At 62.0% G+C, this 14,701-nt stretch carries 10 protein-coding genes; 6 read left to right on the forward strand and 4 right to left on the reverse strand.

Annotation, left to right across the window (positions count from 1 at the left end; all coding sequences use genetic code 11):
• Positions 1-392: 392 nt before the first annotated feature.
• Together C5E10_RS04440 and C5E10_RS04445 are read left to right on the forward strand one after the other, a co-directional pair.
• Positions 393-2,495, forward strand: a complete 2,103-nt coding sequence (locus tag C5E10_RS04440; protein ID WP_104330619.1) for a DUF262 domain-containing protein — start codon at positions 393-395, stop codon at positions 2,493-2,495.
• 140 nt (positions 2,496-2,635) lie between these two features.
• Positions 2,636-3,139, forward strand: coding sequence for a hypothetical protein (locus C5E10_RS04445; protein ID WP_104330620.1), 504 nt, complete (start codon positions 2,636-2,638; stop codon positions 3,137-3,139).
• Between the two features lie 151 nt (positions 3,140-3,290).
• On the opposite strand, the gene C5E10_RS04450 is transcribed toward C5E10_RS04445, so the two are convergent.
• From C5E10_RS04450 to C5E10_RS04465, 4 genes are read right to left on the reverse strand one after another with little or no spacing between them, the layout of a single operon-like run.
• The gene (locus tag C5E10_RS04450; protein ID WP_104330621.1) at positions 3,291-4,190 is read right to left on the reverse strand and encodes a hypothetical protein; all 900 of its coding nucleotides are present in this window, start codon (positions 4,188-4,190) and stop codon (positions 3,291-3,293) included.
• A gap of 51 nt (positions 4,191-4,241) precedes the next feature.
• A complete protein-coding gene (locus tag C5E10_RS04455) occupies positions 4,242-5,423 on the reverse strand; it encodes a GIY-YIG nuclease family protein (RefSeq protein WP_219820320.1) in 1,182 nt (393 codons plus the stop codon).
• Positions 5,420-7,402, reverse strand: coding sequence for a DEAD/DEAH box helicase (locus C5E10_RS04460; RefSeq protein ID WP_104330622.1), 1,983 nt, complete (start codon positions 7,400-7,402; stop codon positions 5,420-5,422). The genes C5E10_RS04455 and C5E10_RS04460 overlap by 4 nt, the downstream gene beginning before the upstream one ends.
• On the reverse strand, positions 7,399-10,116 hold the full coding sequence (locus C5E10_RS04465) for a DNA methyltransferase (RefSeq protein ID WP_104330623.1): 2,718 nt from the start codon (positions 10,114-10,116) through the stop codon (positions 7,399-7,401). The genes C5E10_RS04460 and C5E10_RS04465 overlap by 4 nt, the downstream gene beginning before the upstream one ends.
• 515 nt (positions 10,117-10,631) lie before the next feature.
• Between C5E10_RS04465 and C5E10_RS19055 the strand changes: the two genes are divergently transcribed.
• From C5E10_RS19055 to C5E10_RS04480, 4 genes are all read left to right on the forward strand, one after another.
• Positions 10,632-10,781 (forward strand): hypothetical protein, encoded by a 150-nt coding sequence (locus C5E10_RS19055; protein ID WP_181062641.1) that lies wholly within the window; start codon positions 10,632-10,634, stop codon positions 10,779-10,781.
• A gap of 86 nt (positions 10,782-10,867) precedes the next feature.
• Positions 10,868-12,139, forward strand: coding sequence for a Fic family protein (locus C5E10_RS04470; protein ID WP_104330624.1), 1,272 nt, complete (start codon positions 10,868-10,870; stop codon positions 12,137-12,139).
• Between the two features lie 198 nt (positions 12,140-12,337).
• Positions 12,338-13,753: an APC family permease gene (locus C5E10_RS04475; protein WP_104330625.1), complete on the forward strand. Its 1,416-nt coding sequence runs from the start codon at positions 12,338-12,340 to the stop codon at positions 13,751-13,753.
• Between the two features lie 96 nt (positions 13,754-13,849).
• Complete coding sequence (locus C5E10_RS04480; RefSeq protein ID WP_104330626.1) at positions 13,850-14,689, forward strand: DUF4352 domain-containing protein; 840 nt, start codon at positions 13,850-13,852, stop codon at positions 14,687-14,689.
• Positions 14,690-14,701 lie beyond the last annotated feature (12 nt).

Consider the following 14,701-nt stretch of genomic DNA (forward strand, 5'->3'; position numbering starts at 1 on the left):
GGGGGGGCCGGAAAATACCAGCCCGCGGGACGGGAAAGTGGGCGGGGGGGGAAAAGGTGGGGGGGGGGGGGGGGGGGGGGGGGCGGGGTGAGGTAGTGGAGTACTTCCGGCCTGGTGACCGAACTGCGCGGTGTTGTTGCTTAGTCAGGAGCCCCTGGAGCGTTCTGGGCGCAAGTTCTTGCCGTGACTGTTTGTCTGCTGTCTCGCCTGTCCGCCCATGACGGGGAGACCGTGGCCTTTCGAGGGACACCGTGAACAGATTTACCCGGAGAAGTGTTTCAGACCAATTCTTGCGACCATACTGATGGGAGTCGTGCGGCGTCACATCGCTGTGCACAGAGCTCGTGGGTGACCTCGTCGTTCGAATCAGCTCTTCTACGTATGGGAGACACATGTCTGCGATCTTCAAAACCGTTTCCTGGCAGGTCAGCCAGCTGGTCGCGGGCGTACATCAGGGGAGCATCAGTCTTCCGGACTTGCAGCGCCCGTTCGTCTGGCCTGCTACGAAGGTCAGAGATCTCTTCGACTCGATGTACCGCGGATATCCCGTCGGCGCCCTGATGTTCTGGGATGTCGCGGCGGAAGACTCGACGCGAGCGATAGCGGGCGAAGCCCGCATTGCGGCCGCACACCAGATTGTTGATGGACAGCAGCGGCTGACGAGCCTCTACGCGGCCATGAAAGGCCTCGCTGTCCAGAACGACAACTACGAGCGCAAGTCCATCCGGATCTCATTCCACCCGTTCACGGAGAGATTCGAGGTGGCCACGGCCGCGACCGCCAGGTCTTCTGAGTGGATCGAGAACATCGCGACGGTGTTCGATGCCCCGATTGACGCGACCGACGACTACATCGAAGGGTTGGAAGCCGCCGGGCGAGAGCTCAGCCGCGAACAGACGCGCGAAATACGGCGGGTCTTCAGCAAGCTTGGCGACCTGCAGAAGTATCAATTTGACGTGGTGCACATCGAGAAAGACGTCGATAAAAAGCTTGTCGCGGACGTGTTCGTTCGCATCAACTCGGAGGGCGTGAATCTCAAGGCCTACGACTACATCCTGACCTGGTTGAGCGTCTTTTGGCCGGAGGGTCGGGAGCAGATTGACGAATTCGCGCGACACTCACGGATGACGCCGGAGCGTGCCAGCGAGCTGGCGGGCTCCAAGATCTCATGGACACCGAAGAACGCATACCTGGCCGTCGAGACTGGCCATGTCACTCGCGTCATGGTGGCCATTGGGCAGAATCGCGCCAAGCTCATCGACGCCTACGCGAACCTGCAGGCCAAGGACCGGCAGACTGGGCGAGTCGACGGCGACAAGCAGGAGCGAGAGCTCGCAAAACTACGAGACGCGTTGCCGGTCGTCACCAACAGCCTTCACTGGACCGAGTTCATACGTTCCATCCAGTTGGCCGGTTTCAGGTCCCACGCGGGCATCACCTCAAACATGAACATCGTTGCCAGTTACATCATCTTCTTGCTCGGCCGCACACAGTACGGAGTGGAGCTACGAAAGCTGCGTACGCTGGTTGCGCGATGGTTCTTCATGTCTCAGCTGACAGGCCGGTACACGGGCTCGAGCGAGTCTCAGATTCAAAAGGACCTCGATATGTTCGCCGACCTGGCGGACCGCGACGCCGAAGGGTTCCTGCGGCTCGTGGACGCGACCATCAGCGTGAGCGTCACAAACGACTTCTGGGAGTTCAACGCACCCCAGCTCCTGGTGTCCTCAAGTCACAAGCTGTCGCCGGTCTACCAGTGCTACCTCGCTGCCCTGAACACACTCGACGCGGACATGTTCATGATCCCTATGAAGGTGCGCGAGTGGATGGATCCGTCCACACCCACGGTCAAGGGAATGGAAGGACACCACCTCGTGCCCCGGGACTACCAGGAGAAGGTCCTGGGCACCATCGACAACAAGCGCATCAACCAAGCCGCCAACTTCGCTCCCACTGACTGGGACACCAACCAGCGCATCTCGAACCGTGCACCGGCCGTGTACTGGCCAGAACTGCTGGCCGAACGCGGTGGCAACGCCGACTGGGTGGCCAAGCAGCATTACTGGCACGCCCTTCCCAGAGACTGGCATTTGCTGCCCTACGACGAGTTCCTTGAGCAGCGACGCACGCTCATCGCACAAGTCATCCGAGATGGCTTCGCTCGCTTGGGGCCAGACCTAGGAAGCACGGCCCCTGACGCATCTCTGCCGCTACCGCAGGAGGTGGGAATTCCCACGTTGTCGCTCGCGGCATTGCTTGAGCAGGGACTCTTGTTGCCAGGCGATCAGCTTGCGCCACTCGAGTTGGAGACAGACGTTGACGCGGTCGTCACAGAAGATGGCACCGTGATGATCGATGGCATTCACGAGTTCGACGACCTCGATGAAGCAACACGATCGCTGGATGTGACCAACATCAGTGGGTCACAGTTCTGGGCCCTCGAGCGAGACGGCGCGCTTCAGCCCCTTAGCGAACTCGCGTCATCAATCGCTTGATCACAGCTCCACTGCTTTCCGACGCGAGCAGACCTGGCTGCCGGCTCCCGGACGCGCTCGACATACCGAGACCTCACCACCGAAACACCCGTCAGCGGGCAAACCCGTCTGCTGCTGAAACACCGAGACCTGGAGTATTGATGCCCAAGGACGCCCAGAATCAGAACCCCTCAGAACGCAAAATCGAGTCCCTGACGAAGCTCGCAACGAAGAACTTCAGTCGCTTTGCTATCGCGGCGCAGCACATGTCGGCAGAGGCTCAGATCAAGCTGATCCAACAACTCCCGGAGTTTCGCAAGCTGGCCACAGATGCCGTCACCTCGATCGAAAGGTCGTATCAGGCGACTCTGGAGTCGAACGATGAGAGCGCCCGCGCTGTTCACAACGGCTACGCGGCGCTGATCGGTGTCCTGATCAAGCGCCTCGACAAGGAGAATCTCACTCTCGAGGACGAGCGTTGGATCCTCAACAAGATCGCTGAAGCAGTCGCGGAGCAGAGGCGTATGCACAACGAGGACAGGAACGCCAAGGTCGCTATGTTCGGAAAAGTCGTGGCGGGAACGGCCGCTGTTGCTGTTGCCGTCGTGGTCGCCGTAGCAGGTGGCAAGGCGGCGCTCGACCAAAGCGATTCCGACCAGGCTTAGCTCGTGACGGGCCTCGCCTGCAGCGTCGGCTTAGCCTGCTGAATCGCCGCCGCAATGCCGCGGTGCCTGACCTGAGCTGGGTCTACCGTCACGTCAGCTCAGAAACGAACGGTTAGCTGATCCAGGTCGCTGTTCTCTACCGCGCCGTTTCTCAAGTGCGGACCGTGGCGCGCGTCTCCCGTTGTTCACCCCTGGCATCCGTCCAGGTGACAGTGCATTCAACGGCGTCAGGCGATCCCATCGCAAGGAGCAATGGGAACCGCGCCTCCTGGGCTGGCGGGATCGTACCGAGCTGGCCGTCCTCGCGAATCACTCGAAAGAAAGCGTCCTCAGGAAGATCGTCAAAGCTGAAGTCCACGTTTGAGGCTGGCCCGTTCGAGGTGTTCTGTAGCACGAGTGACCAGTTGCGTTGTGTTCGAACGCGTCCTTTGGAGTCGGTCTTTACGCTCTCCCGAACCTCGGCACGCGGCCAGACCCCCTCGGCGGGATCGTGGGCAGCTTCAGTCTGATCTCGGCCTTTCGACAGTTCGACGGCCTGTTGGAACTGTGCTGTCGCCCGACTCAGATAGTTGTTGAGGTGCCCTACGAGATCGGCCCTGTCGGCGTGCTCGACAACGAGTGCCTTCTTCCTGATCGAATCCAGATACTCACTGAGACGCAGACGTTCTGCCAGAGCTGGCCCACGGAGTGGTGCACGCGGAGCTGCGCTGACCAGCACCCCGACTGATTTACCTGCCTCTACGAGGACCTTGATCTCCTCGGCTGTACCCGACTCTGCCTCGCCAGTTGGTGTACCCAAGCGGTCTTGGAACAACGCGACCGCCATGTCCGCTTCATCAACTATCTGATCGTTGAGGATGGCTTGCGGACGCTCGCCGAACTCGGCAACCGCATGTTCGGTCCAAGAGATGGGGAGGACTGTCAGCCCCACCGTTCGTCCGAACGTCAGGTTCCACTGGCTGATCGTCTTGCGAACAACCGCCATGTCCTCAACCGGCACATCGCCCGGCGCAGAGATCAAAAGGTGAAGCGCAAGTGTTGGGTATGCCATAGGAGTTGCACCTTTCTCGACAAGCTACTTTGGGCTCAGCGGCGATGGATCTCACCCACGACGGACGAAGCCTCGAGTCGCGGGATCGTAGACATAGTCAGCTATCTCCCCCGACATGATCATCGCAACCGCCCGATTGATAGCGTCTCGAGGCACGACGAACCACTCCGACGGGTCGTAGTTGCGACCTTTGCGGTCGACCTGAGTCAGATCGAGACGAACCTCCGCGAACACGCGGTGCAGTAAGTTCTCCAAAGCCGATGCCTTGACGTTGTAGACCCGGTAGTCAGCGACGATTTTGACGGGGGCCATCAGGTAGGTCGGCGACTTCGACGCGCCCTGCAGCCGTCGCTCGACGCTCGTAGTGGAGAAGCCGATCTTGTGCAGGTTGTCAAGGTTGGCGATGACGGGGTCTGTGTTGAGCGACTGCAGTACGTAGATGTGGCCGCTATCGATGTCCGTGTCGAGGATGTCGTCGACGTCGTACCCGGCGCGCGCGAGCACCTGCCCCTGGGACTCGTACATGCGGGTCTGAAGGCTCTTGTCATACATCGCTGACTCGGTGCCATTCTCGAACACCAGACGTAGTCGTTGCTTGCGCTTCGGCTTGCCGCCAATGACGAGGTCCACTTCTTCACCGATCTCCGCCACGAAGCACATGACGCCGTTGAGCACGAAGAACGTACCCTCGCGAATTAGATCCATGCCCGTGAACGCCCGCATCGTGAACGTTCCATCAGCCAGCTCAGCGTGCTTGGCCTTGAACAGCGGTTCGAATACATCGAACTCCTTGGCCTTGACCCGTTGCGCGATCGACTCAGCCGACTCAGGGCGCTTGATCACGGGCAGGTCTGAGACGTCGAGGATCCCCGCTTCGTCACCCAGCAGCTCGTCGAGGTCCTCGCTCTCGATCAACTCGTCAAGCGACGCCGGCGCTTGCGGAGCCTCCAGCAGGCCGAACTCGTCCAGGTGTTGCACCGCCTGCGCCTTCGCCTCGTTGGCGAGGAAGCCGTCCAGACGGGCACCGAGCTTACGTTCGGCGATCTCCCGAGTCTGCGAACTCGGCAGACGCCCCTCAGCGCGCCGGAACTCGACGATCTCGAGAAAGGCCCGCTCGAGCCGGTCCGACGAGGTGAGTTTCTTCGGCTTCTCAGGCGCGATCAGCAGCTCGTCGTCGAGGATGTCGTCGAGGCTCAGCGGCACCGCCGGCTCAGTACTGTCGTGTTCCGTCACTCGACCACCGTATCCGTGACAGCCTTCTCTGCCTTGCGCTGCGCTGCGAGCTTCTGTAGGAAGAGCAGCGCCGCGGCGAGCCGCTTCTCTGCCGCGTTCTCGGACCGGATGTCTGGATTCTTGCCGTGGACTTGCTTCCAGGTCTTGATCTTCGGGAACAGCGCCAGTGCCTCTTCCTCGGAGATCTCGATCTTCGTCGAAGCGATCGTGTCCTGGATGAGGCGCAGCACCGAGGGGGTGACCGACTTCGACAGCACCTCGATCGCCCGCTGGAATGGGTTGATCGAGTCGATGAGGTTGATGTTCAGCTCGTCGATGTTCACGAATTTCTCGGCCATCTTGATGAAGCGCTTGTCGCCGACCTCGCGTACTTCGCCGCTCTTGATGACTGAGTCCACAACCACCTGCTGCCGCACTTCTTCCACCTGCTCAACTGAGAGCTCCGGGTACTTTTCGCGAATAATCCTCGGAATCAGCACCTTGTTGGTCGTCTCCGCGTCGACCGATCCGGCGGCTGCTCGGGCGAAGGTGTCGTCCTGCAGGATCGTCGCCTTCAGATCGTTCAAGTCGGTCGCGACGATCTGCTTCACGCGGTCGCTTGAAGGTTCTTTGAATCCCTTGATCTTGAGCTCACCCTTCTTCACAGGCTCGTCGTCATCGAACTTCTTCGTCTTGAACGTGAAGTTCGGCGCGAGCACCTGCTCCATGAGCAGCGAGGCGGTGATCGCCTTCAGCATGTTGTTCACGGACACCTTGACCTCGCCCTGCGAAGCATCTGGCTCAGCAACGAGGTTCGTGAACTGCGCGTGCGGCTTGCCAGGGCTGTCACGAGTCACGCGCCCGATGATCTGGATCACCTCGGTGAGCGACGCCCGGTAGCCGACCGTGAGGGCGTGCTCGGCAAAGGGCCAGTCGAAGCCTTCCTTCGCCATGCCGAGCGCGATGATGATGTCGACCGCGTCGCGCTCCTTCGACGCCCTGTGAGACAGGTAGTGCAGCGTGTCGCCGCGCTTCACCTGATCGGTGTCGTCAACTAGATCAGCAACACGCACGATCTCGTCGGTGCCTACGCGACGCACGCTGATGATGCCCGTGTCAGGGTCCGTCGACTCCACGTGGCCAATCGCGTCGATGATGCGGCCGACCTCTTCGATTTTGTCCTTCGTGGACTCGCTCGAGTTGACGCTTGGAATATGCACGATGGTCTTCTTGTCGAGATCGAGCACCTCGTGGATCGCGTCGGTGTACCGCCCTTGGTAGAAATGGTGCCCGATACCCAGCGACTTCAAGTGCTCATAGCCGTTGAGCTGGTCGTAGTAGTTGAACGTGACCGGCGTGAACTTCGCCTCATCCTCGGGCGACAGCACCGGCACCGAGTCGCCACGGAAGTACGAGCCGGTCATGGCGACAATGTGCACGTCCGAGCCGTCCATCACATCGCGCAGCAGCGCGCCCAGCCGCGAGGTCTCGGTATCGGCCGAGACGTGGTGGAACTCATCAATCGCCAACACCGCTCCGTTGAAGGCCTCAGGCGCGACTCTCTCGAACGCGAACCGGAGCGTCGCGTGAGTGCAGACGAGCACCGCATCGGGGCCCTCAAGGAACTTGATGAACGCACTCACTTTGCCCACGTCGGAACCCGGTAAACAGAGGTTGTACTCGTTCTTAATGTCCCAGTCCGCCCAGAATCCGTACCTGGTGAGGGACGTCGGCGCGAAGGAGGCACCGATCGACTTCTCAGGCACCGCGACGATGACCTTCTTGCGGCCCTGGTTGTAGAGCTTGTCCAGCGCCACGAACATCAGCGCGCGAGACTTCCCCGACGCGGGCGGAGCCTTGACCAGGAGGTGCTGCGCATTACGATGCGCGAAAACGCGCTGCTGCATCTCGCGCATGCCAAGGGCGTCGGTATTCACCGAGGCTTTCGTCTGTGCGTAGGTGACGTCGACGATGTTCAAGGGCTTGTTGATCGCAGTCACTTCACAGTCCTTCGGGGCTTGTTTGCCGGCGCCTTGATGGCCTCCTCGGCAGTCATGCGCTCGTAGAGCACGAACAGGTCCGACAGGCGCTGCTCATCGGTCTCGTACGGCTTCTTCGAGTAAATCGAGTCGACGAGGGCATCGATCTCCTCGTGCGCGTCGCGCAGGTCCTGCGGCATCTTGACCGGGTCGTAAAGCTCGGCCAATGTCTGCTCGCAGTGGTACTCGCGCACATCGAGCACCCGCAGCGCGGACAGCGCCAGCTCCTCTTTCGCCGTTTCCGACAGCGGCAGGACCGGGAAGTTGTTGTAAACAATCGTATTGGAGTAGCGGAGGCGTGTCTCCAGTTGACCGCCCACCGCGCGAGTCCAAGCCATGTGCATACGCGACGTCAAGAGCGCAAAAAGCCATGGTTCTGCGTCGTAAACCGCATATGCCAGATTCGATACCACGGATTCGGGACCCAAATATCCAACCGGAATGTACCTTCGCCGCTCAGACGAAACGCTTGGAACGATGATCGAGTTAGTGGGTTTGTAACTGATCTGCACGAACCGATGCGGTTGGACGGCGAACGCCGCTGTGCTAGCAGCTTTGCTGTGGGACCGTTCCTCAGCGACAAGTCGGAGTCGTTCGGCCACAGGAGGAATCTCACGTGCGGTTGCAGCTTCATGATCTGTAATCCACAAGCAGTAGCGTTCGCCGTCATTGATAACTTCAGAGGAGCCAACGTATCGCTTGATGAACGGCTCTGCTTCAGGAGCGCTTGCTAGCAACTCTGCTCGCTCAAGTGGTGACAGAATGAGTCCCCCACCATCGCGAGGCATCGACCCGAACGCCATCTCGGGAAGTGGGCCGAGGGGAGTCCTGCGGCGCTCAATTGAGACCATTGCGCCATCTGTAAGGTACCCGTTTATATTCTCCGCGGAAATCTGCAAGTCATCGGTATAGATGTGCTTCGGCTTCGACGATGCATTCCGCAAGCCGATTACGGCGACGGTCACACCCGCGTTGCGTTTCGCGTTGTTCTCCCATTTGAACGACGTGTAGGCAAACCCGATCTCGACGCCCTTTTCGAAGATCATTGGGAACATCAGCCCGACATGCTCACCCTGCGCCACCGAGTTCGTCGTGACGAACGCGAGTTCTGCGCGGGTGCCCTCGATGTAGTCGGCCCCCTTGACGAACCAGAGCGCGATGTAGTCGAGGTTCTTCGAGTACATTCGTCGTTCAAACACGTAATCGAAATCAGCTTTTTGCTCCTTGGTCTGCACCTTCGCGCCGACGTAAGGTGGGTTGCCGATCAGATAGATCTCGGAGTTGCCGTCGTTCGTGCAGACCGTGTTCCAGTCCATCCGCGTCGCGTTGCCGGGCCTGATCTGCCCCGTTTCCTTCAGAGGGATCAGGGGAATCTCGACGCGGAACTTCTCGCGGAAATCCCTGTTCATCTGATGCTTGGCGATCCAGAGCGAGAGGATCGCGACCTCGACTGCGAAGTCGTCGATCTCGATGCCGTAGAAGTTCTCGATGGTGATCTTCGAGTCTGCCCATAGGACCTGGTGCGAAGGGCTCAGCTCGGTGAGCCGCTCGAGGATCGCGTGCTCTAGCTTGCGGAGCTCCTTGTAGGCGATGACGAGGAAGTTGCCCGACCCACAGGCAGGATCGAACACCTTGATCGCCGCGATGCGATCCAGCAGCCGCACCAGTCGCCGTTCACTGTCCTGCGCCCCGTTGATCTCGGTCTTTAATTCGTCCAAAAACAAGGGTTCCATGGTCTTCAAGATGTTTGGGACCGAGGTGTAGTGCTGGCCCAGGTCGCTGCGCTTGCCCGGTGTCACGATTGCTTGGAACATTGAGCCGAAGATGTCGGGGTTGATGTCGCGCCAGATGAGCGTGCCCGAAGCGATGAGCTCGGCGCGTGCCTGCTTCGTGAAGCGAGGCACAACCTGGTCAGCGCCAACCGTGAATAAGCGGCCATTGACATACGGGAAATCAGCGAGGTGCTTCGGCTTATCGACAGGGTCAGCGGTGTCTAGCGCCTCGAAGAGGTCCGTTAGGAACTCCGCCAGGTCCGAGCCGTCGGCATGTGTCTGCGATCCAATTGCGTTCGTGAACTGGTTGTCCGTGAAGATGCCGGTGTCCTCGGCAAAGAAACAGAACAGCAGTCGAGTGAAGAAGATGTTCAGCGAGTGGCGGCCCCGCTCGTCGTCGAAGATCCCTGGGTTGGCCTGCAGCAGCTCATCGAAGAGCTTGCCCATGCGCTCAGCGGCCTTGACGTCAGCATGTGATTCCGCGACGTACTGCGCCTTCTCCATGCCCGCCCACGGTAGGAAGAAGGTGAAGTGCTGGTCGATCTCTCGGATCGGGAAGCCGATCGTCTCGTTCGTCTTGGTGTCGTGAGCGATGAGATCGACGTAGTCCGTCACGATGACGAAGCGCGTGCTGAAGCGGACCACGGCCGGCGCCGTCTTGAGGTCCTCGATGACCGCTAGCGCGTCGTCGGCGGTGTCCTTGAAGTAGACGACGTTCTTCTGCGCGACCTCGGTGGTTGGGTCGAGGGCGACGTTCAACGAGCCGTTACGGAGCCGGGTGACGTTCCCTTGAGGCTTCCCGTAGGCGAGCAATAGATCGAAGATGAACTCACGGTCGTAGTTCTCTCGCCCAGCCAGAGGTGCAACACGCTCCTCGACGGCCTTGAGACTGAGTTTCGCCATATGGATGTCCAACTTTCACGCATGCTGCTTCGGGGCCAGCAGGTCTTGGCGCGCTCTTCCCTTTGCACTAAAGGGGTCACGTCCTCTTCATCTTACGGGTGGAGGCCGACGTCGGAGACCGGCGGTGGCTGCCGTTGCGCCGTCTAAAGGGGCAAATCTGAAGGCGCGAGAAAATCACTAAAGGTGCCCCGTGCGCGGGCTGCGCGAGTTCTTTTGCAGTCACCCACAGTTGCGCACAGGTCACCGGTCTTCTGTGCGGGTCATTTGATCGCGGAGAAACGAGCTCCAGTGTGAGGTGATCACGTCCGCCAGTAGGGTTCCGATGACTCCGTCACGCGCAGCGCCAAGGGTCGGAACCCTACTGGCGGTCGGGCAAGACGAAACCCCGGCGATGTGGCTCGCGCCAGGGATCGTTCCGGGGTCTTCGTTGAAGAGCCTACGCGATGGGGTGTGGACGTCAACGGCGAGCTACTCGAGAGAGGCACTTTTGCCGCTCCCAACTGCGAAACGCCTAGTTGGGTGTCTTCGGCTCCGTCGGCGCACCGCTCATGATGCTCGTCGCGACCGCGACCGCGACCGCGATGCTGCTGCTCGCGAAGCGCGCGGCGGACGCGGGTGCTCTGCCGACGATCGACCTGCGCCCGCCAGGGCCGTCCCAAACGTAACCTTGGACTCGGTGCCGTGAGTTTTAACTTTAAACGCGCTAAAGTTAAGCAACTGCCCGCGCGCCAAATCATGGAGAGGAGAGCCCGTGGTCCACGTCGATCGCATCTGGGAACCACAGGACACCTTCGGCGTGAGCCGGAAAGACCGCGCAGGCGGCCGCTACCGCGCCTTCGTGCCAGACGAGCTCGACCCCGCCCTCACTCCGCTTTCGCCGGCTGCCGAACGCGCAGCGCAGGACGCGCTCCAGGCACTCACTCGTGCAGACGAGCGCGTAGGAACAAGTGGCAGATTCCTCAACCACCTACTCATTCGATCCGAGAGCATCTCCTCATCCTGGATCGAAGGGAACCGCGTCACGCCAAAGCGCCTGGCGATCGCCGAGCTCTTGCGCCAAGGCAAGCCCGTAGCGCTCGACGTGGTCGCCAATGTGCGCGCCACGGAAGACGCGATCGCCGCCCTCGCCGACCACACGCGACCCATCCAAGTCGCCGACATCGAGGCGCTCCAGCACACCATCGAACCCAGCCTCAGGCTCGGCATCCGCACCGAGCAGAACTGGGTCGGCGGCCCGGGCTACTCACCCCTCCGCGCAGACTTCGTCCCGCCGCCCGAAACGGACGTTCGTCGCCTCATCGGCAACCTGTCCGAATTCGTGACCGCCACCGACGGGAACCCCGTCGTGCGCGCCGCCATCGCGCACGCGCAGTTCGAGACGATCCACCCCTTCGTCGACGGCAACGGGCGCACCGGCCGTGCCCTCATCCACACCGTCCTCAAGCGCGCGGATGCCCTTCGCAACATCCTCATCCCCATCAGCACGGTCTTCGCGGCTGCCAAGAACGCGTACATCGACGGGCTGACCGAGTACCGATCGGGACGCGTCGACGAATGGGTCATCGCGTTCTCTCAGGCCGCGGAGCTGGCGGCCGCCAATGCGGTTCGTCTCGCGGACGACGTGCAGCGACTCGACGGAGAGACCCTCGAGCAGCTCATCGAATGGCGCACCGAGCAGCAGCTGTCGCCCGCACGTCCCAGGCGCGACGCGGTCTCGCTGCGCATCCTCGGCCGTCTGGCAACCGAGCCAGTTGTCACCACCGACTCTGTCGCCACCGCCCACGGCGTCTCCAACGTCGCCGCCCACAAGGCGTTGACCCAGCTCTGCGACGCCGGGGTGCTCTCCCGCAACACGGACCACAAGGGGCGGATCGTCTGCTGGAGCGCCGACCGACACCTGGCGCTCGTTGCACTCACCGAACGCAGCAATAGAGTCGGCGGCGCCGACACCCCAGGGCGTACGCCACCACGCGGGCCAGACGCCCCCGATCGCAGTGTCGTCGGGAACCTCCGAGGCGACTGACGCCTTCTTCTTGTCAGCAGCAGCCATCGCTTCTCGGCCGCAGCCATCGGCCACGGTGCCGGAAGAGAGAGAGCCCGAAGCCCAGCGCGCACTGCTCGGCTCCGCGCACCCGCGTGCGCGCAACCCCACTACAGTTCTCAGGTACCCGCGCGAGCCCCACACCCCTTCTTCGGCTCGCCCGAGAAGAGGACTACTCCCTTGACGCAAACGCTCACCCGCAAGCTCGGCGTGCCCGGAATCGTGTTCATGGTGATCGCGGCCGCCGCGCCCATCACCGTGGTCGCCGCGAACTTCCCCATCATCTTCGGTGTCTCCGGCTCCGTCGGCGCACCGCTCATGGTGCTCGCCGCGACCGCGATCCTGCTGCTCTTCTCCGTCGGCTACGCGTGGATGACCCCGCACGTGCCCGACGCTGGCGCCTTCTACTCGTACGTCGACCGCGGACTCGGACGACGCCTGGGACTGGGCACCGCATCCATCGCCCTCCTCTCGTACGTGCTGCTCACCGTGTCGATGACCTGCTACCTCGGCGTGCAGGCCGGCAACCTCTTCGAGCTGTGGACCGGGATGCAGGTGCCCTGGTGGCTCATCTCGGGCCTCATGATCGCGATCGTCGGGTTCCTCGGCTACCGCAACATCGACCTCTCCGCGAAGGTGCTCGGCGTCGTCCTCGTGCTCGAGGTCGTCGCCGTCGTCGTCATCGACGTGGGCGTGCTCGCATCCGGGCGGGAGCTCACGACGCTGCCGTTCAGCATCAGCGAAGCCGTCTCCGGCACCCCGGGCCTCGGCCTGCTGTTCGCGTTCCTCGGCTTCTTCGGGTTCGAGGCGACGGCCGTCTTCCGCAACGAGGCCCGCGATCCTGAGCGCACCGTTCCCCGCGCCACCTACATCGCCGTGATCGCCGTCGGCGCGCTGTACTTCGTCTCGTCCTGGCTCGTCATCGCGGGCCTCGGCGCCGACGACGCGGTCGCCCTCTCGAACGAGGATCCGGCCGGCGTCGTCGTCGGCCTCGCGGGCGAGGTGGTCGCGCCGATCATGGCCGACGTCGTGCAGGTCCTCGTCGTGACGAGCATGTTCGCGTGCATGCTCGCGTTCCACAACATCGTCACCCGCTACCTGTTCACGCTGGGGGAGCGCGACGTGCTGCCGCGCACCCTCGCCGCCGTGCACCCGAAGCACTCGGCCCCGTCGCGCGCATCCCTGTGGGTGACGATCATCACCGCCGTCGTGGTCGTCGTCTCGGCTCTTGCGCAGCTCGACCCCGTGCTGCAGATCTACACCTGGTACTCCGGCGCAGGCGCGGTGGGCGTCATCGTCATGATGACCCTCGCGAGCTTCGCCGTCGTCGCCTTCCGCGCGCGCCTCAAGCGGGATGCCGCCGAAGGCACAGCCTCGTCGTGGGTCACCGTCGCGTCCCTGGCCGGTGGTATCGGGCTCGTCCTCGTGCTGATCATCGCCATCTGGAACTTCCCGTTCCTCGTCGGCGGCATCGTCGCCGCGATCATCTGGGGCGCCGTGCTCGCCGGGTTCTTCGCGATCGGGATGCTGCTGCCGGCTCGAGTCGCGGCGAAGGAGCGGGTCGCCGCGAAGGAACGGGTCGAGGAGAACGCGTGAACGCGGTCTAACCCGTTGTGATTCCCCGGGGAGTACTGAGGGGGCCGATCTGGCCTATCATTCAGAAAATTCCCAGCAAGAGAACGCGAGCCCCCGATGTCGATGCAGCCACCGGCCCCTCACTACGGTCACCCGAACCAGCCGCAGCAGCAGTTTTTCGTACCGGCGCCAGTTCAGCCGCGCACCACGAGCGCGATCTCCTGGACGGCGCTTGGGTTCGGCATCGCGGGGATGCTGGCAGCGATCATTCCAGGGGTGTCCTTCTTCGCCTGGATCTTCACCTTGGTTGCGCTCGTCCTCGCGATCATCGGGCTTGCTCAGAAGCAGCGCGCTAAGGCAGTCGCCGGTGTTTCGCTGGGGCTCTCGACGGTCGCCTTCGTGACCGCCGTCATCGTCTCCATTGCGACGCTGGGGAGCGCAGGTGCCGAGAATGATGAGATCGTCGCGGAACCGGAGATCGTCGCAGAATCGGCAGCCCCCGCCGCATCCGTCGAAGAACCGGAAACTACTCCAGAGGCGCAGCCCGAGGTCTTGGCTCCGGTCGGTATCGGACAGACCGTGACCGGTCATTACGGCGTCACGTTCACCGTCGACGCTGTGACGTGCGGCATGACGTCGTACTCATATGCCAGCGGATACTTGGAAGAGACCGCGCTTGGCCAGTTCTGCGAGATTCGATTCACCACGTTCAACGGCAGCACGTCGCCGTTCGATTTCTACTCCGACAGCGTCTCCGGCACCATCGGTGACGCGTACTACGAGGCTGAGTCATCGCTCAGCACAGTCGGTGAGGACTCCTGGTTCAGCACCGTGAACCCCGGCCTGACGGTCAGCGGCGTCACCGTCATCGACATCCCCGTCGGCGCGCAGCTCGAAACCGTGCACCTGCAGACCAACTACTTCAACGGACAGGACATCGTCGTCCAGCTGGTCTGAGCGAGCTCGTCG

Origin of the sequence: Pseudoclavibacter sp. RFBG4 (genome assembly GCF_002931515.1) — a bacterium.
GTDB lineage: Bacteria > Actinomycetota > Actinomycetes > Actinomycetales > Microbacteriaceae > Pseudoclavibacter.